Origin of the sequence: Burkholderia sp. BCC0322 (assembly GCF_902833045.1) — a bacterium.
Classification (GTDB): Bacteria; Pseudomonadota; Gammaproteobacteria; order Burkholderiales; family Burkholderiaceae; genus Burkholderia.
In genome coordinates this window covers 73144-95526 of record NZ_CADFDU010000020.1, presented here as the reverse complement: position 1 = coordinate 95526, position 22383 = coordinate 73144, and the positions used below count along the sequence as shown (strand labels likewise).

The 22383-nt window shown below is 66.1% G+C and carries 18 protein-coding genes; 2 read left to right on the top strand and 16 right to left on the bottom strand.

Translation table 11 applies throughout. The features are described 5' to 3' along the window. The coding region (locus HWX39_RS35980) for a hypothetical protein (protein WP_208458862.1) at window positions 1-286 on the top strand (286 nt) is incomplete at its 5' end. A 17-nt stretch (window positions 287-303) separates the two neighbouring features. Here HWX39_RS35980 and HWX39_RS33620 read toward each other — a convergent pair. The 15 genes from HWX39_RS33620 to HWX39_RS33550 all read right to left on the bottom strand — a co-directional run bounded on the left by HWX39_RS33620 (window position 304) and on the right by HWX39_RS33550 (window position 21035). After that, window positions 304-609, bottom strand: a complete 306-nt coding sequence (locus HWX39_RS33620; RefSeq protein WP_175971871.1) for a hypothetical protein — start codon at window positions 607-609, stop codon at window positions 304-306. A gap of 536 nt (window positions 610-1145) precedes the next feature. Further along, window positions 1146-4307 carry a multidrug efflux RND transporter permease subunit gene (locus HWX39_RS33615; protein ID WP_175971870.1) on the bottom strand — a complete coding sequence of 1054 codons (3162 nt, stop codon included), beginning with the start codon at window positions 4305-4307 and terminating at the stop codon, window positions 1146-1148. Window positions 4308-4328: 21 nt separating this feature from the next. Continuing rightward, window positions 4329-5690 (bottom strand): metallopeptidase TldD-related protein, encoded by a 1362-nt coding sequence (locus HWX39_RS33610; protein WP_175971869.1) that lies wholly within the window; start codon window positions 5688-5690, stop codon window positions 4329-4331. Further along, the gene (locus HWX39_RS33605) at window positions 5690-7141 is read right to left on the bottom strand and encodes a TldD/PmbA family protein (protein ID WP_175971868.1); all 1452 of its coding nucleotides are present in this window, start codon (window positions 7139-7141) and stop codon (window positions 5690-5692) included. Before HWX39_RS33605 ends, HWX39_RS33610 begins: the two co-directional genes overlap by 1 nt. Continuing rightward, window positions 7134-8777 (bottom strand): dipeptide ABC transporter ATP-binding protein, encoded by a 1644-nt coding sequence (locus tag HWX39_RS33600; protein ID WP_175971867.1) that lies wholly within the window; start codon window positions 8775-8777, stop codon window positions 7134-7136. The genes HWX39_RS33605 and HWX39_RS33600 overlap by 8 nt, the downstream gene beginning before the upstream one ends. Continuing rightward, window positions 8777-9889: an ABC transporter permease gene (locus HWX39_RS33595; protein WP_175971866.1), complete on the bottom strand. Its 1113-nt coding sequence runs from the start codon at window positions 9887-9889 to the stop codon at window positions 8777-8779. The genes HWX39_RS33600 and HWX39_RS33595 overlap by 1 nt, the downstream gene beginning before the upstream one ends. Then, window positions 9843-10895: an ABC transporter permease subunit gene (locus HWX39_RS33590; protein WP_175971865.1), complete on the bottom strand. Its 1053-nt coding sequence runs from the start codon at window positions 10893-10895 to the stop codon at window positions 9843-9845. Before HWX39_RS33590 ends, HWX39_RS33595 begins: the two co-directional genes overlap by 47 nt. A 13-nt stretch (window positions 10896-10908) precedes the next feature. Continuing rightward, a complete protein-coding gene (locus tag HWX39_RS33585) occupies window positions 10909-12762 on the bottom strand; it encodes an extracellular solute-binding protein (protein WP_175971872.1) in 1854 nt (617 codons plus the stop codon). Between the two features lie 307 nt (window positions 12763-13069). Further along, entirely contained in the window at window positions 13070-15862 is a 2793-nt protein-coding gene (locus tag HWX39_RS33580) for a TonB-dependent receptor (protein WP_175971864.1), read from the bottom strand. 336 nt (window positions 15863-16198) lie between these two features. Beyond that, complete coding sequence (locus HWX39_RS33575) at window positions 16199-16774, bottom strand: XRE family transcriptional regulator (RefSeq protein WP_174947947.1); 576 nt, start codon at window positions 16772-16774, stop codon at window positions 16199-16201. Between the two features lie 300 nt (window positions 16775-17074). Continuing rightward, window positions 17075-18265 carry a tetratricopeptide repeat protein gene (locus tag HWX39_RS33570; protein WP_175971863.1) on the bottom strand — a complete coding sequence of 397 codons (1191 nt, stop codon included), beginning with the start codon at window positions 18263-18265 and terminating at the stop codon, window positions 17075-17077. Between the two features lie 16 nt (window positions 18266-18281). Beyond that, window positions 18282-18713: a biopolymer transporter ExbD gene (locus HWX39_RS33565; RefSeq protein ID WP_175971862.1), complete on the bottom strand. Its 432-nt coding sequence runs from the start codon at window positions 18711-18713 to the stop codon at window positions 18282-18284. Between the two features lie 176 nt (window positions 18714-18889). Beyond that, window positions 18890-19312: a biopolymer transporter ExbD gene (locus HWX39_RS33560; protein ID WP_175013681.1), complete on the bottom strand. Its 423-nt coding sequence runs from the start codon at window positions 19310-19312 to the stop codon at window positions 18890-18892. A gap of 20 nt (window positions 19313-19332) precedes the next feature. Then, window positions 19333-20250, bottom strand: a complete 918-nt coding sequence (locus HWX39_RS33555; protein WP_175971861.1) for a MotA/TolQ/ExbB proton channel family protein — start codon at window positions 20248-20250, stop codon at window positions 19333-19335. 86 nt (window positions 20251-20336) lie between these two features. After that, the gene (locus tag HWX39_RS33550) at window positions 20337-21035 is read right to left on the bottom strand and encodes an energy transducer TonB (RefSeq protein WP_175971860.1); all 699 of its coding nucleotides are present in this window, start codon (window positions 21033-21035) and stop codon (window positions 20337-20339) included. Between HWX39_RS33550 and HWX39_RS33545 the strand changes: the two genes are divergently transcribed. Continuing rightward, a complete protein-coding gene (locus HWX39_RS33545) occupies window positions 21034-21396 on the top strand; it encodes a hypothetical protein (protein ID WP_175971859.1) in 363 nt (120 codons plus the stop codon). The genes HWX39_RS33550 and HWX39_RS33545 overlap by 2 nt on opposite strands. Window positions 21397-21858: 462 nt before the next feature. Here HWX39_RS33545 and HWX39_RS33540 read toward each other — a convergent pair whose 3' ends face one another. Next, window positions 21859-22344, bottom strand: coding sequence for a YbaK/EbsC family protein (locus HWX39_RS33540; protein ID WP_175956115.1), 486 nt, complete (start codon window positions 22342-22344; stop codon window positions 21859-21861). Between the last annotated feature and the right edge of the window lie 39 nt (window positions 22345-22383).

Below are 22383 nucleotides of genomic sequence, written 5' to 3'. Positions count from 1 at the left end.
GCCGCCAGCATGCGCCGAAACCCTTGAACTACGACATTTCAACTTTGCTCAGATGCGACATTACAACTTTGCTCTTACACCAAAACTATCGATAATCTTGATTATGTCAAATCACTTTGGGATGCATATTACTTTCCACGCCCGCAGCCCCGATCCGATGGGAAATCAGTCTTTACTACCGTGGCAAGCCAACATCGCGACGTCCTGGATTCCGCAACCCGACTGCGACGCCGTATCCGGCCTGACGGATTCAATGCATGAACGGACGAGCGAGCCCGGAATTTGACAGCGGGCTCGCCACGCTCAGTGCCCCTTGTAGAGTTCGAGCAACTGGTTCTGCATGCTCATCATTTCCCTGTCGTACTGCATTTGCATCTTTGCCATTGCTTCGTTGTGCTCTATTTCCATCGCCATCATTTTCTGCTGGATGACGATCGCTTGCGTGCGCTGTTCGGGCGTGAGCTTGTCCATCATCATCATGGGCCAGTCGCTTGTGTGCGACATATAAGTACCGCTGCGGCCAATGCCACCGCCGTCTGCCTGAGCAGCACCGGTGACAAGCAGGAACGGAATGGCGGCACACAGCATGAGCTTTTGAATCGGGTTCATCAGGGTTCTCCTGTCAAAAAGGAGCGTCTGGAAGCGCCCGTGTCAGATGCACGGGTTTCCTGAGCGCGTGTGATGAATTTGCCAGCAGACATCGAAATCTCGTCCGATTAATCGACCGGGTGATCGAAAGGCTTCTCCCCGGTAAGCGCTACGACGAATCGGCTGACGACTGATTGTTCGACTGGCGTGGTATTTGTCGTCCCGTGCCCGTAGATGTGACACATCGCGGCGAGAATTTTCGGGTCGCGTAAACCCGCGAGCCCGGCATCGCAACATCGGCCGCGTCGACGCCGCACTTGCGACATCGGCCGCGCCGACGTATTTCCCGCCTTACGAAATCCGCCGACTGGCAACAAGTCTGCCCGTGGGTCGAGCAATACTGGCGCTGATCGCGCAACGATCGCCACACTTCGTCGCCATACTTCCGTTGGTTTGCAGCGGTCGGTTTCCGGCACGCCGGAGCACCTCGATCCATCGAAGCTGGATCGTCAACAGACTCCTGCAGACTAACGGAGCGCGGCCGCCGCCGCGCTCGCTCACTCCCGAACCGTCTCCGCCTGACGCGCATCGTGCGTGGCCGTCCCCACGCGCCGACCACGCCGGCCCACGGACGCGACAACCCGAAACGCCACCGGCGCGAACACGAGCCCGAACACCGTCGCCGCCAGCACGCCTCCGAACGCGCCCGTGCCGATCGACCGCCGGCTTTCCGCGCCTGCGCCCGTCGCCAGCACGAGCGGCACGACACCGAGCAGGAACGCCATCGACGTCATCACGATCGGCCGGAAGCGCGCCGCGGCCGCGTCGATCACCGCCTGCCGCAGCGGCACGCCGCGCCCGGCCAGGTCACGCGCGTACTGCACGATCAGGATCGCGTTCTTCGCCGCCAGCCCGACCACGGTGATCATCCCGACCTTGAAATACACGTCGTTCGGCATGCCGCGCGCGAGCGCCGCCGCGAGCGCGCCGATCATGCCGAGCGGCACGATCGTCAGCACGGACAGCGGAATCGTCCAGCTTTCGTACAGCGCGGCCAGCGCCATGAAAACCGCGAGCACCGACAGCCCGACGAGCAGCGGCGTCTGCCGCGCGGCGATCTGCTCCTCGCGCGCCGCATCGACCCAGTCGAAGCCGATCCCGGCCGGCAGCGCACCGGCAAGCCGCTCCATCTCCGCCATCGCCGCGCCCGAACTCGTGCCGGTGGCCGCCCGGCCGCTGATGTCGAGCGACGGATAACCGTTGTACCGGTTCAGCATCACCGGCCCGATCGTCCAGTGCGGCGCGGCAATCGCCGACAGCGGCACCATGTCGCCGGTGCGGTTCGGCACGGTCAGCGCCATCAGCTGCGTATCGGTCGCACGAGCTTCCGGATCGGCCTCGATGATCACCCGCCGCATCCGGCCCGACGCCGGAAAGTCGTTGATGTAGTTCGAGCCAAACGTGCCGCCCAGCAGCCCTGCGATCCGCTCGAACGGCACGCCAAGCGCATATGCCTTCGCGCGATCGACATCGAGCTCGATGCGCGGCGCGTCCGGCAGGTCCTCGAAATGCACGGCGGAAAGCAGCGAATCCGCCTTCGCGCGCTCGGCAAGCTGCTCGCGGGCCGCCTTCAACGCGTCGAGCCCGACCCCGCCGCGATCCTCGAGCCGGAACGTGAAGCCGTCCGAATGCCCGATGCCGCGCACCGAAGGCGGCAGCGCCGCTTCGACATCGCCGTCGAGGATCGCGCCGAAACGCGTGTTGAGCCGGTCGCGCAACGCCATCGCGTCGACGTCGCGCTTCGCCCAGTCCTTCAGTTCCACGAACGCCATCCCGACGTTCTGCCCGCTGCCCACGAAACTCCAGCCGATCACGCTCGTCACGTTCGCAATCGCCGGCTCCCCGTGCAGGATCGCCTCCACACGCTCGACGACCGCGAGCGTGCGCGCCTGCGTGGCGCCGGCCGGCAACTGGATCATCACCTGCAGTTGTCCCTGGTCCTCGGTCGGCAGGAAACCGCCCGGCATCATCCAGTACAGCAGCCCGCATCCGATCACGAGCGCCGCATAGACGGCCACGACCACGCCGGTGCGACGCACGGCAAACACGGCGACGCGGCGATAACCGGTTTCGGCGCGCGCGAAGGCCGCACCGAACCGGTCGGCCAGACGCGCGCCGATGCCGCGTCGCTGCGCACGGCCGGCGCCGCCATCGTGTCGCGCGACCGGCTTCAGCAGGTTCGCGCACAGCGCGGGCGTGAGCGACAGCGCCATGAACGACGAAACCAGCATCGACGCGATCATCGCGACCGCGAACTGCCGGTAGATGCCGCCGACGCTGCCCGGAAAAAACGCCATCGGCACGAACACGGCGGTCAGCACCGCGGTCACGCCGACGATCGCCCCGCCGATCCGCTTCATGGCCCGGCGCGTGGCCTCGCGCGGCAGCACGCCCTCCTCCATCACACGGTGCACGCTCTCGACGACGACGATCGCATCGTCGACCAGGATGCCGATCGCCAGCACGAGGCCGAACATCGTGAACACGTTGATCGACAGCCCGAACGCCCACATCGCGACGAACGCGCCCATCAGCGTGACCGGAATCACGACGGTCGGCACCAACGTGTAGCGCAGGTCGCGCAGGAACAGCCACATCACGCAGAACACCAGCACGACAGCCTCGACGAGCGTCAGCACGACTTCGTGGATCGCGATCTTGACGAAGTGCGCGCCGTCGAACGGAATCTCGACCGCCACGCCCGGCGGCAGCGTCCGCGAGAGTTCCGCGAGCCGCGCGCGGATCGCGTTCGACGTTTCGAGCGCATTACCGCGCGGGCCGAGCTGGATGCCGACCGTCGCGGCTGGCCGCCCGTTCAACCGCGAATAGAACGAATAGTCGTCGCGGCCGATCTCGACGCGCGCGACGTCGGCCACGCGCACCACCGAGCCGTCCTGTTTCGACTTCAGCACGATCCGGCCGAACTCCTCGGGCGACGTGAGCTGGCCCTTGACCACGACTGTCGCGGTGAGCTGCTGGCCGCGCACGAACGGCGCGTCGCCGATCGCGCCGGCCGTGACCGTCGCGTTCTGCGCGCCGATTGCCGCGATCACGTCATCGGCGCCGAGATCGTACTCGCGCAACTTGACCGGATCGAGCCAGACGCGCAGCGCCTCGTCGGCATCCCACAGCTCGGCCGCACCGACACCCGGCGCACGCTTGAGCTCGCGCAGGACGTAACGGTTCAGGTAATCGCCGAGCTGCGCGGAATCGCGCGTGCCGTCGGTCGACGTCAGCGTGACGAGCATCAGGAACGTGTTCGCCGCCTTGAACACGCCGATCCCCTGCTGGACGACCTGCTGCGGCAGCCGCGGCTCGACCTGCTTCAACCGGTTGTTGACGTCGACGAGCGCGATGTCCGGATCGGTGCTGGGCGCGAACGTCACGTCGATCTCGAGGTTGCCGTGGCCGTCGCTGCTCGTCTCGTAGTACAGCAGCCCGTCGGCGCCGTCGAGGCTTTCCTCGATGATGCTGCCGACGTCGGCATCGACCGTCTCGGTCGACGCGCCCGGGTAGGACGCGGTGATCACGACCCGCGGCGGCGCCAGGCGCGGATACTGCGCGATCGGCAACTGCGGAATGGCGAGCACGCCCGCGACGACGATCGCGAGCGCGACGATCCACGCAAATACCGGACGGTCGATGAAGAATGACGGCATCGGCGAGTGTCGGCGAACGCGCTACAGCGTGAGCTCGAACGAACGCGCGAGCAGCCCCGGCAGCCGCGCGCCTCCGGTGGCCCGCTCGCCGTACGTGTCGTCGTTCGCGAGCAGCGCCGGCACCGCGCCGAGCTGCTCGAGCGCCGACCCGAACAGCCGGTAGAAGCTGTCGTCGAACCGCATCGCGTCGACCGGCGCGACGATGCGCCCGCCTTCGACCCAGAACGTCGCGAAGCGCGTCATCCCCGTCATCCGGCACGCGATCGGGTCCGAGAAGTTCAGGTACCAGAGGTTGCCGACGTAGAGCCCCGTGTCGAGCGCGGCCAGCACGTCGGCATCGGCGAGCGTGCCGCCCGCGATCGTCAGCGACTGCGGCGATTCGGCGTTGTCCGCGCCGTTCGGCGTGCGCCCGTGCTCGCGCGCGGTGCGTGCGCACACGAGCTGCCCGGCGCCCCGCCCTTCGACGACGAGCGGCACGCTGTCGCGCCGGTAGCCGTCCGCGTTGAACGCCGGCGCGATGCCCAGCGAGAAATCCTCGGTGATCGACACGCGCGGATCGAGCGCGACCTCGCCGGCGTACAGGCGATGCAGCGGGCTGCGGGCGCTCGCCACGGCGCGCGCCGAGAAGCCGCTCCAGCCGAGCAGGCTCGTCATCTCGAGAATGGCGTCCGGTGTGAAGTACGCGCGATAGCGCCCGGGGGCAAGCGCCTTCGGCGTGCGGCCGAGCACGGGCAACCGAGCAGCGGCCGCGTCGACCTTGGCCGCGAACACTTCATCGCGCCAGTCGTCGCCCGCATGGACGGTCTTGATCGCGCGGCCGCTCGGGTCGTACAGCGACCAGCTGAAGTTGAAATTCTCGACCTCGTACCAGCCGCGGCTGCCGGTCGACGATGCGAAGCCGCGCGCCAGCGTGCCGCCCGCGTAAAAACCGACGAAGTCGAGCCCGCGCGCGCATTCGGCCACGATTCGCGCGAGCCCGTCCGCATCCGGCAGGCGCCCGGTGCGGCGCGTTTCCTGCACCCACGACGAGGTGTCGAACAGCAGGTGCGGGTCGTCCTGCGCATCGCGCAGGCCGTCGCGCAACACGGCAACCGCGTGCGCCAGTTCGCGCAGGTCGGCCGCCGGATCGCCGCAGACGGTCAGCGTCGAGTGCGCCTGTCGCGCCCCGTCGACGAGCCGCACGGACAGCCGCCCCTGCGTGACGCGTCCGGTCTGGCGAATCCTGCCGCCATTGAAGCGGATGAAGTCGGACGTTTCGCCGGAGAAGCCGAGCAGCACGGTTTCGGCGGGCGTCGTCAGCCGTTGCGCGTCCTCGGCGAGCCGCGTGAAATACGCGTACCAGTCGATTCCGCCACGGCGTGCCATCGGATCGAATCCCGTCATCACGCGCCTCCGAATACGTCGACGCCGGCGAACACGCAGGTCGGCGCGGCGTGGCCGACCCGGATGATCTGCGCAGGCTCGCCCTTCCCGCAGTACGGCGTGCCGTAAATGCCGAACGTGCTCGCATCGCCGACCGCGCGCAGGCTGCGCCAGAACTGGGCGGAGATGCCGCGGTAGTTCGGGCGCTTGACGACCTGCGTGAGCCGGCCGTTCTCGATCAGTTGCCCGAATTCGCAGCCGAACTGGAATTTGTTGCGGTGGTCGTCGATCGACCAGGACGTGTTGGTCCGCATCAGGATCCCGTGCTCGGTGCCCGCGATCAGCGCATCGAGCGACTGGTCGCCCGGTTCGACGTTCAGGTTCGCCATCCGGTCGATCGGCGCGCGGTTCCAGCTCGACGCGCGCGAGTTGGCCACGCCCGGCAGGCCCGCACGCTGCTGCGACAGCGCCCCGCCGAGCAGCCGTTCGAGCACGCCGTTGCGGATCAGGTATTGCTTGCGCGCCGGCGTGCCGTCGTCGTCGAACGCGTAGGACGCGGCTTCGGCCGCAGGCTCCGGATCGAACGTGACGTTCAGCAGCGGCGAGCCATATTGATAGTGGCCGACCATCTCCGGCCTGACGAAGCTCGATCCGGCGAAGTTGCGCTCGTCGCCGAGAATCCGGTCGAGCTCGAGCGGATGCCCGATCGACTCGTGGATCTGCAGCATCATCTGGTCCGGCATCAGCAGCAGGTCGCGCCGGCCGGCCGGGCAGTTCGGCGCGGCGAGCAACTGCAGCGCCTCGTCGGCAATACGAACGCCGGCGCCGTCGAAACCGTAGCGCTCCAGCACGTCGATGCCGCCCTGCGCCAGCGTGCCCGATTGACCGAGCGAGCGCGTCTGCGTGTCGCCGTCGCCATGGGCAACCGCTTGCAACTCGGGCATCAGGAAGCGGAAGCGCTGGTCGATCCGCACGCCGTCGCTCGTCACGTAGCACTGCTCGGTGTGCACGATCATCACGCTCGCCGCGCGCTCGACGATCCGTGCGCCGAGGTTCGCCGCCGCGCATTCGTGCGCGAGACGCTCGATCCATTCCGCGCGCGACGGCAGCGCCGCGTCGACATCCGGCGACGCATACGTGCCGCTCGCCTGCGGGCGCGCAGCCTGACGATGATCGACCAGCGCCCACGGCGCGCTGGCCCGCGCCCGCGCGGTGGCGATGTCGAGCGCCGCCTGCAACCCGGCTGCGGACAGGTCCGGCGTCGCCGCATAGCCCGCGCCGGTGCCGGCCCAGGCCGTCAGCATCGCGCCGCGCTCGCGCGTCCGAGAAAACGGCTGCGCGACGTCGTTGCGCACTGCGTGTTCGTCGATCGTCTCGTCGACGATGCGCAGCGACCAGAAATCGGCGTCGCTGCGCAACGCCTGCGCCGCCTGCACGGCTCGGGCGCCCGGCGCCCGGTTCTCGTCAATCATCGGTTCTCTCTTGCCTCTGCTGCGGGCCATGCTCGGGCGCCAGCATGGACGACGCGAGCAACGCCCGCGTATACGGATGGGACGGCGCGTGCAGCACGTCGAGCGTCTCGCCCGCCTCGACCACGCGCCCCGCCTTCATCACGATGACCCGGTGGGCCATCGCGCGCATCACCGCCAGATCGTGCGTGATGAACAGGTAGCTGAGTTTGTACTTCTTTTGAAGATTCGTCAGCAGATTCAGCACCTGCTTCTGGATCGACACGTCGAGCGCGCTCGTCGGCTCGTCGAGCACCAGCAGCTCCGGCTCCACCGCCAGCGCCCGCGCGATCGCGATCCGCTGCCGCTGCCCGCCGGAAAACTCGTGCGGATAGCGCAGCATCGCCTCGGCCGGCAGGCCGACCTCCTGCAGCAGCGCGGCGATCCGCGCCCGCCGCGCGTCGCCGGCCACCTGCGGCCGGTGCACGCCCAGCCCTTCGCCGACGATCTGCTCGACCGTCATGCGCGGCGACAGCGAGCCGAACGGATCCTGGAACACCACCTGCATGCGCCCGTACAGCGTGCGCCGGCCCTGCGTCGTGCGCAGCGACGCCAGCGGCATGCCGTCGATCTCGATCCCGCCCGACGCCGGCCGCTGCAGGCCGAGCACCGCGGCCGCGAGCGTCGATTTCCCCGAGCCCGACTCGCCGACGATCCCGAGCGTTTCGCCTCGTTTCAGGCTCAGCTGCACGTCGTGCACGGCGCGAAACGTCGTCTTGCCGAGCACTGAGCGCCAGCCCTTTGCCGCGATCCGGTAGTCGACGGCGAGATGCCGCACGTCGAGGATCGTCTGCGCGCCGGCGGCGACCGGCTCGACCGCCCGTTGCGGCGCGCTGTCGAGCAGCCGGCGCGTATACGGGTGCTGCGGCGCCGCGAACAGCTCGGCGGTCGTGTTGGTTTCCACCAGCACGCCCTTCTCCATCACGGCCACACGCTGCGCGAAGCGCCGCACGAGGTTCAGGTCGTGCGTGATCAGCAGCACGGCCATCCCGCGCGCGGCGGCCTCCTGCTCCTGCAGTTCGATCAGCAGATCGACGATCTGCTGGCGCACCGTCACGTCGAGCGCGGTGGTCGGCTCGTCCGCCAGCAGCAAGCGCGGCCGGCACGCCAGCGCCATCGCGATCATCGCGCGTTGCCGCTGCCCGCCCGACAGCTGGTGCGGGAAGCTGTCGATGCGCCGCTCCGGCTCCGGAATCCCGGTGCGCCGCAGCAGCGCGATCCCGCGCTCGCGCGCGTCGCCCGGGCGCAGCCCTTCGTGCAGCCGCAGGCTCTCGGCGATCTGCTTGCCGATCGTATACAGCGGATTGAGCGCCGTCATCGGCTCCTGGAACACCATCGCGATATCGGCGCCGCGAATCCCGCGCATCTGTTGCTCGGTCTTCGCGAGCAGATCCTCGCCGTCGAACAGCATCCGCCCCGACAGCGTCGCCTGCTGCGCGAGCCGCAGGATCGCCAGCGCGGTCACGCTCTTGCCCGACCCCGACTCGCCGACGAGCGCCACGCGCTCGCCGCGGCCGATCGACAGGCTCAGGTCCTGGACGGCCGCGTTCGCGCCGAAATGCGCGGAAAACCCGTCGATCTGCAGCAACGGTCGCGTCATCACCGCCCTCCGCCGAATGCCGAACCGCGCGTGCGCGTGTCGAGCGCGTTGCGCAGCGCATCGCCCATGAAGGTGAGCAGCAGCAGCGTCACCACCAGCGCCGCGAACGCCGCGATCGAGATCCACCACGCATCCAGGTTGTTCTTGCCCTCCTGCAGCAGCTCGCCGAGGCTCGGCGTCGGCGGCGGCACGCCGAGGCCCAGGAAGTCGAGGCTCGTCAGCGACAGGATCGCCGCGCTCATCCGGAACGGCAGGAACGTGATCACCGGCGTGAGGCTGTTCGGCAGCACGTGGCGCCACATGATCTGCGCGTTCGTCAGCCCCATCGTGCGCGCCGCTTTCACGTAGTCGAGCGCGCGATTGCGCAGGAATTCGGCACGCACGTAGTCGGACAGCACGAGCCAGCCGAACATCGACAGCAGGATGAACAGCAGCCACAGCGACGGCGTGAAGATCGACGCGAAGATGATCAGCAGGTACAGGTCCGGCAGCGCGCTCCAGATCTCGATCAGGCGCTGCCCGACCAGGTCGGTGCGGCCGCCGTAGAAGCCCTGCAGCGCGCCGGTCAGCACGCCCACCAGCACGCCCGACACGGTCAGCGCGAACGCCATCAGCACCGACAGGCGGAACCCGTACAGCAGCCGCGCGAGCACGTCGCGCCCGAACTGGTCGGTGCCGAGCCAGTTGCTCGACGACGGCGGCGCCGGATACGGCCGCGACGCGAAATAGTCGATCGTGTCGTAACGATAGCGGTTCGGCGGATAGATCGCGAAATTGCCGTGCGACTCGAGCTTCGAGCGGATATACGGATCGAGATAGTTCGTCATCGCGGGAAAATCGCCGCCGAACAGGGTTTCCGGATAGTCCTTCACGATCGGGAAGTAATAGTGCCCGTCGTAGCGCACGATCAGCGGCCGGTCGTTCGACAGCAGGTCCGCACCCAGGCTGAGCGCGAACAGCACGGTGAAGATCACGAGGCTCCAGTACCCGAGCGGCTGCGCGCGAAAGCGCAGCCACGTGCGCCGCCACGGCGACGGCGAGGCCGCGCACGCGACGCACGCCGGGTCAGTGGTCCAGGCGGTTGAACTGGATGCGGGGGTCGACGAGGACATAGCAGATATCCGCGATGAGTTTGGTCAGCAGGCCGATCAGCGTGAACAGGAACAGCGAGCCGAGCACGACCGGATAGTCGCGGCGGATCACCGAGTCATACGACAGTTGCCCCATGCCGTCGAGCGAGAACAGCGTCTCGATCAGCAGGTTGCCGTTCAGGAAGGCGCCGACGAACGCGGCCGGCAGCCCGGTGAGCAACGGGATCGCCGCGTTGCGCAGCACGTGCTTCCACAGCACGTCGCGCTCCGGCGCGCCCTTCGCGCGTGCGGTCAGCACGTACTGCCGGCCGATTTCCTCGAGGAACGTGTTCTTGGTCAGGATCGTGACGATCGCGAAGTTGCCGATGACCGACGCCGTCACCGGCATCACGATGTGCCACAGGTAGTCGAGCGCCTTGCCGATCAGCGTCAGGTCGTCGAAGTTGTCGGACGTGAGCCCGCGCATCGGGAACACCTGCCAGAACGTGCCGCCGCCGAACAGCATCAGCAGCAGCACGCCGAGCACGAAGCCGGGCACCGCGTAGCCGGCCAGCACCAGCACGCTCGTCACGGTGTCGAACCGCGACCCGTTGCGCACCGCCTTCGCGATGCCGAGCGGCACCGACACCAGGTACGTGAGGATCACCGTCCACATCCCGAGCGTGATCGACACCGGCAGCTTCGAGCGGATCACCGCCCACACGCTGCGATGCGCGAAATAGGACTGGCCGAGGTCGAACGTCGCATAGCTTTTCAGCATCAGCACGTAGCGCTCGAGCGGCGGCTTGTCGAAGCCGAACTGCTTGCGGATCTGCTCGATCTGCTGCGGATCGACGCCCTGGCTGCCGTGGTAGCCGCCGCCTGCGCCGCCCGCCTCCCCGCCGCGCGCGCTGCCGTGGCGCAATTGCGCGAGCACCTGTTCGACCGGGCCGCCCGGCACGAACTGCGTCACCGCGAACGTGATCGTCACCACCCCGATCAGCGTCGGGATCATCAGCAGCAATCGCCTGAGTATGTATGCCAGCATCGTCGTTCCTCCGTCAGGCGGCAGGCGCGGGTTTCGCCGCCGGCTGCTTCACGTACCAGTAATCGATGATCCAGTCCTCGTACTGATAGGAATCCGGCACGATCGCCGGGTGGCCGAGCGTCGCCTTGTACGCGATCCGCGCGTTCGGCAGGTAGTACTGCGGGATCAGTGCGTACAGGTTGATCAGCACGCGGTCGAGCGCGTGCGTGGCCGTCTCGAGATCGTCGAGCGTGTCGGCCGCGAGCGCCGCGCGGATCAGCGCATCGACGGCCTTCGACTTCACACCAGGATAGTTCTCGGAGCCGGGCTGCGACGCGGCAGCGCTGCCGAAGCGGCGCGTCAGCTCCGCCCCCGGAATCGTCACGGGCAGGTAGATGTACGTCGTCATGTCGTACTCGAAATTGTCGAGGCGCTTCAGGTAAACCGCGCTGTCGATCTCGCGCAGGTACGCGTGGATGCCGAGCATCGCGAGCGCCTGCGTGTACGGCAGGATCAGGCGGTCCATGCCGGGCTGGTCGTCGATGATCTCGATCGTCATCGGCGTGCCGTTCGCGTCGCGCAGCGCGCCGTCGCGGTAATGCCAGCCGGCCTGCGCGAGCAGGTCGCGCGCTTCCTTCAGGTTCGCGCGCAGCGAGTTCGGCGGCAGCGTCGAAGGCTGCTGGACCATCGGGCCGAACACCTCCGGCGGCAGCGCCGAGCGGAACGGCTCGAGCAGCGCGAGCTCCTTCTCGCTCGGCATGCCGGATGCCGCGAACGGGCTCGCCTCCCAGAAACTGTTGGTCCGGCGGTATTGCCCGTAGAACATCATCCGGCTCATCCAGTCGAAATCGAACGCCAGCGCGAGTGCATGCCGCACCCGCACGTCCTGGAACATCGGCTTGCGCATGTTCATCAGGAAGCCCTGCATCTGTGCGGGGCCGTCGGGAAACTCGCCGCGCTTGAGCATGCCGTTGCGGAAGTTCTTGCCGACATATTTGCGCGCCCACTGCGTCGCGCTGTATTCCATCCGCGCGTCGATGTCGCCGGCCTTGAACGCTTCGAGCGCCGTGTACTGGTCCAGGTACAGCTTGAACGACACGTGCGCGAAGCGGAACATGCCGCGTCGCGACGGCAGGTTCGCCGCCCAGTAATGCGGGTTGCGCACGTAGCTGATCTGCTTGTCGTTCTTGCGCTGGTCGATCAGGTACGCCCCGCTCGCGATCGGCGGCACGTTCGCGATCTGGTCGAACGGCGGTCGCGTGCCGTCCGCGCGCTGCCCCCATTTCGGCGAGAACACGGGCAGGTCGCCCGCGATCAGCGCGGCGTCGCGCTCCGCGTGCTTGAACTCGAAGCGCACCGTGTGGCCGTCGACCACCACCGCGCGCTTGATGATCGCGAACTGCGCGTTGTACAGCGGCGACGCCTGCGGGCTGGTCAGCGTGTCGAACGAATACTTGACGTCGGCCGCGGTGATCGGGTCGCCGTTCGAGAAGCGTGCGGCCGGGTTGATGTGGAACGCCGCCGACAGCCCGTCGGGCGCGACTTCGACGTCGTCCGCAATCAGCGCGTATTCGGACGCGAGCTCGTCCCAGCTGCGCTGCATCAGCGTGTCGAACATCAGGTTCTTGATGTCCGGTGCGGGTGCGCCGCGCACGAGGAACGGGTTCAGCGAGTCGTAGCTCTGCGATTCGTCGTAGTTTTCGAACTGGAGCGTGCCGCTGTCCGGCGCATCCGCATTCGCGTAGTCGAAATGCGTGAAGCCCGGTGGATATTTCGGATGGTCGTATTGCGAGATCGCCGGCACGGCGAGCGCGGCCTGCGGCATGACGCCGCCCGATACGAGCCACGCGGCGCACGCGAGCAGCGCGGCGCGCGTGGCGGTGCGCATCCGCCCGTGCGTGCGCGTCAGGTGCGAGTGGCGCGGCGCGCGTGCCCGTCGCCCATTCAACAGTCTCATGGTCAGTCTGTCCGGAAGCGTGCGGGTGTGAAGCCTGCGCGCAATCGATGCCCGTGCCGGACGCAGCATACGGCCGCGTCCCGCGGATGGTTCGTGCTGGTCACGATCGGATGAACTGCACCGCCGCGCGTCCCGGTTGCGGGCCGTCGTGGCGCCAGGTGAAAAAAGGCCGCCCCGAAAAGGGGGTAGTGGACGTGGAGCGGCCTGTCCAAAACCTGTCAGTGCATCGCGACCGCCATCAGAACTTGTACGTCGCGCCGACCTGCGCGAACCGGCCGATGTACGAGTACACCGACGTGTCGTACCCGCTCTGGCTCAGCGTGCCGTTCGCGAAGATCGGGTCGTACGGCGGCGTGCGGTTGAAGAGGTTGTCGATGCCACCGTAGATCGTCCAGTTCTTGAAGCCCGTGTACGTCACCATCAGGTTGAACTGGCTGTACGAACCGACCTTGCTCGGCTCGGGCATCAGGTTCTGCGCGTACGGGCCCGTGAACTGCCACGTCAGCGCCGCATCGAACTTCCGGTAGTTCCAGTCCAGCGTCGTGTTGCCGCGCCAGCGCGGGAAGCTGCCGCCGAACGGCTGCGTGATCGTGAAGTTGTTGCCCGCGCCGTTGACCGGCGCGGCGCCCGGGAAGCCGATCTTGTAGCTGTTGACGTAAGCCCAGTCGCCCGAAAGCGTAATCGTGCCCCAGCCCTTCAGGGGCAGGCCCTGGCGGAACGTGCCTTCGAAGCCGTTCGTGTCGAGGTAGCCGAGGTTCTGGTACGGAATCACCTTGTACAGCAGCTGGCCGGTCGTCGGGTCGGTCACGACCTGCGATGGCTTGCCCTGGCCGATCACGTTGTCGATGCGGATCTTGTACCAGTCGAAGCTGAGGTCGGTGTAACGGCTCGGCGAGACCTGAAAGCCGATATTGAGGTTGCGCGTGCGTTCCGGCGCGAGGTTCGGGTTGCCGACGGTGATCGACGTGTAGTTCTGGCCGGTGGCCGGATCGACCTGGATGCCGAGCGTCTGCGACTTGCTGTCCTCGACGAAGGTCGGCGCGCGGAAGCCGCGGTTGTACGACGTATACAACGTGAGCGCCTTGATCGGCTGGTACCGCAACGCGAAGCGCGGCGAGAAAGCGCCGCCCACGTCGGTGTAGTGATCGTAGCGGCCTGCCTGGCTGAACGTCAGGTTCTCGATGATCGGTATGTTGATCTGGTAATAGATAGCCGCGACGTTGCGCTGGCCATCCACCGTCTCGAGGTCCGGTGTGATGACGGCCCCGCTCAGGTACTCGGAACCCGGCGTCAGCGTTTCGCTCTGGTGCGTGAACTGCGCGCCGAAGCCGATGCCGACGTCGCCGGCCGGCAGATGGAACAGGTTCGGCGTCGACAGCGTCGCATCGATCGTGTCGAGCTTCGAGATGCCGAGGTTGTTCGCCTCCTGATAGAGACCGTTGAACGCGTTCGGCGTCGCGGCCGGGTTCGCGAAATTCAGCGTGCCGTTCTGGTAGATGTTGTTCAGCGCATTCACATTCAGCTGGTTCGTGAACACGTTCGACACAGTGCTCTGCGAATGGCTGACCGACGTCGCCCAGTCCCAGTCGCCGTACGGCAGCGTGAACGACCCCTTGATGCCGGCGGCCGCCCGCCAGTAGTTGGCCCAGGTCTTTTGCGCGACCGTGTTCGGAAACGCATAGGTGAGCGGCGTGGCCGCGCCGGTCGTGTTGTACGGGTTGCTGGCCGGTACCGTGTAGTTGAACGGCGACAGCAGCTTCGTCTGCGGATTCCAGACGAGCGCCGGGTTCTGCGAGTTACCGATCACGTTGTTCCACAGGCCGTCGTTGGTCGTGGTCGTGTTGTAGCTCTCCAGAAAGTCGGCGAACGCGGTCGTCTTGTCGTCGATCTTGAAGTCACCATGGAGCTTCGCGTTCAGGCGCTCGGTCATCGGCAGGATCGACGTGCTTTCCGCCGTGTTGTACCCGCAGACGGTGCCCGGCAACCCGGCCGACAGCGAATTCGACGCGGCCGGACGAACCGAGCCGCCGAACGGGCAGCCGCCGCTAAGCGCCTGCGCACTGCCGTCGGGCATGTTCCAGTAGGACGGCGCGAGCAGCGAGAAGCCGCCCGGCTTGCCCGTGAAGTCCTGGTTGCGCGTGGAATCACGGTCGGCCAGCGTGAAGCCGTTCGACTTGTAGTAGCTGAGCGCGGCCGTCACGTTGAAGCGGTCGGCGTTCAGGTCACCGAAGCCGCCGAGCACGCCGAACTTCATCGTGCCGTCGCCATTGCCGGCGTTGATCGCGCTGCCGAGGCTGCCGTCGAGCTGCAGGCCGCGGAAATTGTGTTTCGTGATGATGTTGACGACACCGCCGATCGCGTCCGAACCGTACTGCGACACGGCGCCCGTCTTCACGATTTCGATCCGCTCGATGTCGTTGAGCGGGATCGTGTTGAGGTCGAAGAACGAATCGACGCTGTTCGAGAAGAATGCATACGGCGCGACGCGCTGGCCGTCGACCAACACGAGCGTGTACTTCTCCGAGAGGCCGCGCAGTGCAATGCCGGCTGCTCCGGCCGCGAAGTTGCCCGACTGCCCTTCGCCCCAGCTGTTCGCCGAGTTGGCTGCCGCATCGCGCAGGAAGTCGGCGACAGTCACCGCGCCGCTGGCCTGGATTTCCTTCGGCGTGATCGTCTGCACCTGCTGGAAACCCGTCTTGTCGGCTTGCCGGATCAGCGAGCCCGTCACTTCGAACCGCTTGATCTGCGCGACCTTGCCCTGCCCGTTCGCGGCGGGTGCGGCAGGCGTCGCCTCGGCCGCTGCACCGGGTGCCGCATCGGGCGCCGCAGCGTCCGGTGCCGCGGCGCTGCCCGCCGTGCCGCCCGCCTGTGCAACGGTCACGGGCGCGCCGCTCGCGACCGCATCCGCGATCGCGACGGCGCCCGGCGCCGGCTGGCTCTGGGCGAACGCCGGCGGCGCCAGTGCGGCCGTCAGCGCCAGTTCCGCCCAGACTATCCTCTTGATTGCCAACGCCAACACTCTCTGCTTCATTTTCTTCCCTCTCGCTCGTAGTAAGACCCCACCTGCTGTGCGCCGGAACCTTGTGAATTCCTTGCGCGTCCTGGGTGCCCGTGTACCGGAACCCGCGATTGCCACGCTTTCGACTGCCACGACTCGAACGGATCGGCCTCGGGTCACCCGCACCATCCAGCGTCACCGTTGTTTTCTATTTTGATTCGTCATACTAATGACCTACATTGAGCGCATTGCCTGCTTCTTCCCGATTCGGCGGACAGCGGGTTCTGCACGCGGCGAGCCTGTGTGCGCGCCTTGATGCCCCCCCTCCGCATCCGATCGGGTATTTCTCCTTCCTGCCGGCCGCCTTCGCTAGAACAGCCTGGGCGTGCCGACCCAGACGATCACCGCCTCTTCGTCGGCCGTATTGCGCCACGCATGCGGCATTGTCGATTCGTAATGCGCGGTATCGCCCTCGTTCAGCGTGAACGTGCAATCCTCCAGCGTCAGCGCCAACTGCCCGCGCAATACGTAGACGAACTCCTCGCCCGCGTGCGTCGTCATCTCGGACGGAAGCTGCCCCGCCGGCATCCGGACGAGAATCGCGTCGAGCTTGCGGCTGTCCACCGGGTTCGTCAGCCTGGCGAACCGGCTGGCCGAGTTCGTGAACTGGAAATACTGCAGCGCGTTGCCGCGGCATACCGAGCGCGCTTCCGTCGGCGTGTCGATGAAGTACTGCATCGTCACGCCCAGCGCCTTCGCGATCCGCACCAGCGACGTGATCGACGGCGTCGCTCGCCCGCGCTCGACCTGCGACAGGAACGGCTTCGAAATGCCGGCGATCGTCGACGTTTCGTCGAGCGTGAGTTTCAGGCGCTGGCGCAGCGCCCGGATCTTGTTGCCGAGCGACACGGCAACGAGCACCGACTCATCAGGGGGCAAAACCATGGAAAGACGGTCCCTCGCAGTCGAAATCGGTTTGATGTCGTCAAGCCTCGACCGATGCCGTGATGCAGCCGGCCCGGCGCGATCCCCCGCCGCACGCTGTCGCGACGTGCAAGCCACGCGCGGTGCGGCAATGCACTGGCGTCGTGCGGCCTCGCAGCGCTTGCTCATTTCATTCGGTTTACTAATTAACAAGATTGCCCCTTTCCATCGGCTTACCTGCTCGTCGTGCATGGGTGCGATCGCGGCGGCACACCGCTTTCCGACCGCTCGCGTTGCGCGCGGCCGTGTACTTCCGTTGCGTTACCGTGACGCCACCACCGTCCAGAGCCGTGCCAGATCACCGGAACCGTCGGTACCCTTGACCGTGCGCAGCACCTGGACCGCATGCGTCTTCTGGCCGGCCACGTAATACGCCTCGCCGAGCCGCAGCCGCGCCGCATCGGGATGCTCGAGCCCTCCCTTCGCGATCGCCTGCTCCATCATCTGCAGCCCCTCCTGCGCATGACCCGCGAAGACGAGGTTCATGCCCGCGTCGATCGGCGCTGCCGGTGTCGTGGCATCGCCGCCCGATTGCGCGCGTTTTGCGGCGAGCGTCTGCAGCCGCTTCTCGCGATCCGCCTGCGCGTCCTTGCCGAGTACGCCGGACGCGAACCCCTGGTCGATCACCTGCTTGCCCTCGGCGGGTGACCCCGCAACCAGCGCGAGCTGTGTCATCTCCATGTACGCGTTGGCGGTCGCGAGCGAGCCCGTTGCGCGACGTAACCGGTAGATGTCGAGGTCGAGCGACGGCAGATAACCGGGGTTGCCGCGAATGGCGGTAACCATTTCGTCCCAGTACGCGGGGCTCGGGTGATAAGCCACCAGCAGTCCGAGCGCACCGCGATAGGCGTTGCCGTCCTTCACTTTCTGCGCACAGGTCGCCAGCATCTGCAGCTGCCCTTCATCCGGTGCGTGTCCGCCATTCGCCTGCGCGTCCGTGCTCGCTTTCAACTGGCTCACGAGCGGCGCGCAATCGTTGGACAGGTAGTAAGACTGCGTGAGCAGCGTGCGCATTTCCGGATCCGAGCCACCCGCCTTCAGGTAGCGCTGCGCGACCCGGATCGCCAGCGGGTAGTTCTTCTGCTGGAAGTAGATGCCGGCCAGCGCCGCCGTTGTCCGCTGTTCGTCCTCGCCCGACAGCCGTCCCGAGTTCAGCACGCTCTCGTAGGCCTGCGCGGCCGTGCCCGAGTCGCCGGCCGCCATCGCTGCCGCGCCGCGCATCTCCTCCACCATGTAGGTTTCGTACGGCGTCCGGTTCGGCACGGCCGCCGCCTGGGCGATCTTGCCGAGCGCGTCGCGATACTTGTGCGCCCGGTACAGCTCCTGCGCGGCCGCCAACGGTTTCGCCACGTCCGGCCGCAGCGCGTCCGCCGGCAACGCCGGGCGTCCGAACAGGCCGGCCGCGCCGAGCGCCGTCACCGCCATCAGCTGTTTCCATCGTTGCTGGTTCATCGGCTCGTCCGTGTCTTCATTGCATGAACTGTTCGTTACCGATCAGGCCGATCTTGGTCGCGCCCACGCGTTGCGCGGATGCGAGCACGGCGGCCACGTCCTTGTATGGCGCCAGCTTGTTGGGACGCAGGTGGATCTCCGCCTGCACGGGTTCCGCCGCCACCTGGGTCAATTTCGACTCGAGCGCCGCGCGGTCCGGCACCGGCGCACCGTTCCAGGTCGTCGTGCCGTCGAAGTCGATGTCGATCTGCACGATTTCCGGCGGCGTGGCCGGCGGCGGTGGATTACCGACCGGCAGGTCCATCTTCACCGAATGCATCTGAATCGGGATCGTGATGATCAGCATGATCAGCAACACCAGCATCACGTCGATCAGCGGCGTGGTGTTGATATCGACCATCACTTCCGGTTCGGCGTTGCTACCGCCCGAAGGCACATTCATTCCCATCTTCGACTCCTGTCGACCCGCGTTAGCGCTTCAGCGCTTACGCGGGTCCCATGCTTCGCGGTCGACCCGCGTCAGTGCTTTAGCGCTCACGCAGATCCCGTCCTTCGCAGCCAACCGGCGTCAGCGCTCCCCCACTTGCCGCCAGCCCCCTGTTCCACCACGATTCCCGCGCGCGACTATCCACCGCGCGCAGGCGGCTCGGTAATGAACGACAGCTTCGCGATCCCAGCGCGCTCGCACATCGTGACCACCCGGCCGATGAACTCGTAGCGCGTGTTCTGGTCGCCCCGCACGTGGACGCTCGGCTGCGGCTGCTGCTGCGACACGTCCTTCAGCTTCGCGAGCAGCGTCTGTGCATCCACCAGCTGTTCGCCCCAGAAGAAATCGCCGTCCCGGTTCACCGCGATCTCGACGCTTTTCGGCGTCGTCTGCAGCGGCTGCACCGTCTCCTTCGGCAACTGAAGCTGGATCGTGTGCGTCACGACCGGAATCGTGATCAGGAAGATGATCAGCAACACCAGCATCACGTCGACGAGCGGCGTCGTGTTGATGTTGGCGATCACCTCGTCGCTATCGTCCTGCCCGACGTTCATGGCCATCGCGCGTCTCCGTCAGCCGATCAGTTCGCGAGCGACGCAGCCGCCGGCGACGACGACGACGCGCGTACCGGGCGCCGATTGCCGGCCAGCAGCACCGTGTGCAGTTGCGCGCCGAAGTTGCGGACCCGCTCCATCACCGACTTGTTGCGCCGGACCAGGAAGTTGTAGCCGAGTACCGCCGGCACCGCGACGGCGAGGCCGATCGCGGTCATGATGAGCGCCTCGCCCACCGGGCCGGCGACCTTGTCGATCGACGCCTGGCCGGCGATGCCGATGGCCGTCAGCGCGTGATAGATCCCCCAGACCGTGCCGAACAGCCCGACGAACGGCGCGGTGGAGCCCACCGTGGCCAGGAATGCGAGCCCGTCCTGCATCCGGTTCGACACGTTCGTGATCGAGCGCTCGACCGACACGTCGATCCACGTATTGCGGTCCACCGCTTCCAGCAGCGCCTCGTCATGATGCTCGCCGGCCTCGATCGCCGTTTCGGCGATGAAGCGGAACGGCGATGCCTCGTCGAGCAGTTTGGCGCCCTCGGCCAGCGACGGCGCGGACCAGAGCTGCGCGTCCGCCAGCTTCGCGCGGCGATTGGCGCGCAACTGCTCCACGAACTTCGTGATCATGATGTACCAGCTTCCCATCGACATGATCACGAGCAGGATCAGCACGAAACGGGCGACGAAATCGCCGTTCTTCCATAGCGCGCCGAGCCCGTACGGATTCTCGACCGCTTCCGTCGTGGCCGGCGCGGGCGGCGGAGCCGGCTCGGCGGCGGCCGGAGCCGGGGCCGGCGCAGCCGACGGTGCCGCGGCCTGTGCCGGTGTGCCGGCCGTGCCGCTTGCCTGCGCGTGGGCGAGTTGCGGTGCAACGAACCCGTCGATTGCCGCGACGGACATCAGGATGCTTGCCGCCAGCGCGGCCAGTGAACGCTTCGTCATACCCCACTCCAGTTATTTCGATGAACTTAATACGTCAGTTCGAGATGGTTTTTCCCGGCCCGGATCGCACCGGACCGCCCACTGCATCAATTCAGATTGAACGAGAACGGAACCTGGACCCGTACCGGCTGGCCCTGCGCGACGCACTTGAATCGCTTCACGGTGTTGAAGGCAGCGCGATCGAGGATCGGATCGGCCGACTGCGCCACGCGCTCGTTCGTGATGTTCCCTTCCGCATCCACGACGAATTCGATGGTCACATCGCCCGTGATGTTGTTTTCCTGCGCTTCCTTCGGATACTGGATCGACGCGCGAAGCGTGTCCGAATTCGGGCAAACCACCCCCACGTCATGGCTGACCGGCTTGGCCGGCGCCGGAGGCGCCACGACCGGCGCCTGCACGGCCGGCGCGGACGGTACCGGGGCCGACTGGTGCGTGATCGTCGCCTGCGGCGGCGCCTGCACCGGCACTTCCGGCGGCGGGACGAACGGCGGCGGCGGCGGCGCGAATTTCGGCGGCGGGAGCTTGACTACGGGCATCGGCGGCGGCGGCGGCGGCTTGACCGGCTCGATGATGCGGGTTTCGATCGGGTGCTGGATCACCTGCACGACTTTCGTCGCGAGGCCGTTGAGCAGCGCGTAGATCAGCACGGCATGCAGCACCAGGACGATTCCGATGCCGCCGAACCGGCGTACCGGGTTCTGTTGCTTCTTGCCGAACTCTCGCGGACGGCCCAGCGTAGCCAGCCCGCTGTTCGACGTAGCCAGACGTTCTTCGACTTTCATGCCCACCATCCATCCCCCAAGCGATTCGCCCAGTATCGGATTGCTGCTGGCGGCGAAGCCAGGTCGGCATCACCACCACATCAACCCGAACATTTCATTTCAAATTCAATTAGCAATTCGAATTGAAAGAATTCAATTCGAATGCAAATTCATTCTTTTTCAAGGAATCGTTCCGGCCGGCGCGCCCCGGTTATGCACCGAAAAAAACGCGCCAGCACGTTCAGGCAATTGTCAGCTGAGCGGACGGCACCTTACATTTCGTATGACAACCCACCGTTCGTTACACGGTGATGTCAGTGGCGCCGTTCACTTGGGTGCAGAAGATAGCAAGGAAAAAATTTTGACGTCAAACTTTATTTGATACCCGAATACAAAGTTTGGAGGGTTTACTCAAATAATATTCCGGTAAGCAGAAATCAGTCTTTTATTATAAAAACGGTAATTGAATTGTATGGGTATATGCAAAACCGGATATTAATCTGCTTCAGCATAAATATAGGCATATTTCCCGCGCCGCACCAAAATGGCCCGCTCCGGATGCGACTGACGAGATGCACGCCTCCCCTCATCGGCGCCCCCATCGGTCGCCAGATACGCTGATCAATTGCCTCGAGCTGGTCGACACAGCTTCTTCAGAACGTCAGCAGCACTCCGGATATCCAGAAATTTAGTCTGCACTGCGACACAAATTTCGTGATGGATCCGGCATTCGAAAAATCTCTCGAATAATTTCGCATACCGAATTAACTATCGCGCGACCATTTGCCGCCTCTACGCGCGACCCGTCAGACACGCACCGACCAGCGCCCACACACCGCGCGCATCAGGCGTGCATGCCCTGCATCTTGTGCGAGAAATGCGCACGCTCGGCCGTCTCCATCAGTGTCAGGAATTCATCCTGCATCATGTGGATCAGCGCTTCGTGGTCGCCGGCCTCGAAATAGACTTCCGGCTGCTGCGCAAGACGTTCCTCCAGAAACGTCTTCATGCCGTACGCCATGCACACCGGCGGCAACGCGCCCATGTCGCAATCCTTGAACAGCTCGCGCAGTTCGACCTCACGGGCGAGCACGAGATGACGTCCCGTCTTCACCCAGAGATCCGACAGGCGCACGGCGTGCGTGGTCGGCAATACGGCGGCGACGTAGCCTTCGTCGTCTTCGAGGAGCACGGTTTTCGCGAGGCGATCGCCGGGTATATGCGCGGCGGCGGCCGTCTCCATGCTCGTATGGCTATAGGGGTGGTACACCACTTCGTACCGCGATGACTTCTGACGCAGGCAATCCTGCAGGGTGGCTGACACAGGCATGGCACACCTCGTCTGGGCGAAACGGGCGAACGGCGTTCG

What these genes read in the sequence shown, in the direction of transcription:
- HWX39_RS33620 (WP_175971871.1), bottom strand. Translation starts at nt 609, where the DNA reads ATGAACCCGATTCAAAAGCTCATGCTGTGTGCCGCCATTCCGTTCCTG.
- HWX39_RS33615 (WP_175971870.1), bottom strand. Translation starts at nt 4,307, where the DNA reads ATGCCGTCATTCTTCATCGACCGTCCGGTATTTGCGTGGATCGTCGCG.
- HWX39_RS33610 (WP_175971869.1), bottom strand. Translation starts at nt 5,690, where the DNA reads ATGACGGGATTCGATCCGATGGCACGCCGTGGCGGAATCGACTGGTAC.
- HWX39_RS33605 (WP_175971868.1), bottom strand. Translation starts at nt 7,141, where the DNA reads ATGATTGACGAGAACCGGGCGCCGGGCGCCCGAGCCGTGCAGGCGGCG.
- HWX39_RS33600 (WP_175971867.1), bottom strand. Translation starts at nt 8,777, where the DNA reads ATGACGCGACCGTTGCTGCAGATCGACGGGTTTTCCGCGCATTTCGGC.
- HWX39_RS33595 (WP_175971866.1), bottom strand. Translation starts at nt 9,889, where the DNA reads ATGTCCTCGTCGACCCCCGCATCCAGTTCAACCGCCTGGACCACTGAC.
- HWX39_RS33590 (WP_175971865.1), bottom strand. Translation starts at nt 10,895, where the DNA reads ATGCTGGCATACATACTCAGGCGATTGCTGCTGATGATCCCGACGCTG.
- HWX39_RS33585 (WP_175971872.1), bottom strand. Translation starts at nt 12,762, where the DNA reads ATGCGCACCGCCACGCGCGCCGCGCTGCTCGCGTGCGCCGCGTGGCTC.
- HWX39_RS33580 (WP_175971864.1), bottom strand. Translation starts at nt 15,862, where the DNA reads ATGAAGCAGAGAGTGTTGGCGTTGGCAATCAAGAGGATAGTCTGGGCG.
- HWX39_RS33575 (WP_174947947.1), bottom strand. Translation starts at nt 16,774, where the DNA reads ATGGTTTTGCCCCCTGATGAGTCGGTGCTCGTTGCCGTGTCGCTCGGC.
- HWX39_RS33570 (WP_175971863.1), bottom strand. Translation starts at nt 18,265, where the DNA reads ATGAACCAGCAACGATGGAAACAGCTGATGGCGGTGACGGCGCTCGGC.
- HWX39_RS33565 (WP_175971862.1), bottom strand. Translation starts at nt 18,713, where the DNA reads ATGGGAATGAATGTGCCTTCGGGCGGTAGCAACGCCGAACCGGAAGTG.
- HWX39_RS33560 (WP_175013681.1), bottom strand. Translation starts at nt 19,312, where the DNA reads ATGGCCATGAACGTCGGGCAGGACGATAGCGACGAGGTGATCGCCAAC.
- HWX39_RS33555 (WP_175971861.1), bottom strand. Translation starts at nt 20,250, where the DNA reads ATGACGAAGCGTTCACTGGCCGCGCTGGCGGCAAGCATCCTGATGTCC.
- HWX39_RS33545 (WP_175971859.1), top strand. Translation starts at nt 21,034, where the DNA reads ATGCCCACCATCCATCCCCCAAGCGATTCGCCCAGTATCGGATTGCTG.
- HWX39_RS33550 (WP_175971860.1), bottom strand. Translation starts at nt 21,035, where the DNA reads ATGAAAGTCGAAGAACGTCTGGCTACGTCGAACAGCGGGCTGGCTACG.
- HWX39_RS33540 (WP_175956115.1), bottom strand. Translation starts at nt 22,344, where the DNA reads ATGCCTGTGTCAGCCACCCTGCAGGATTGCCTGCGTCAGAAGTCATCG.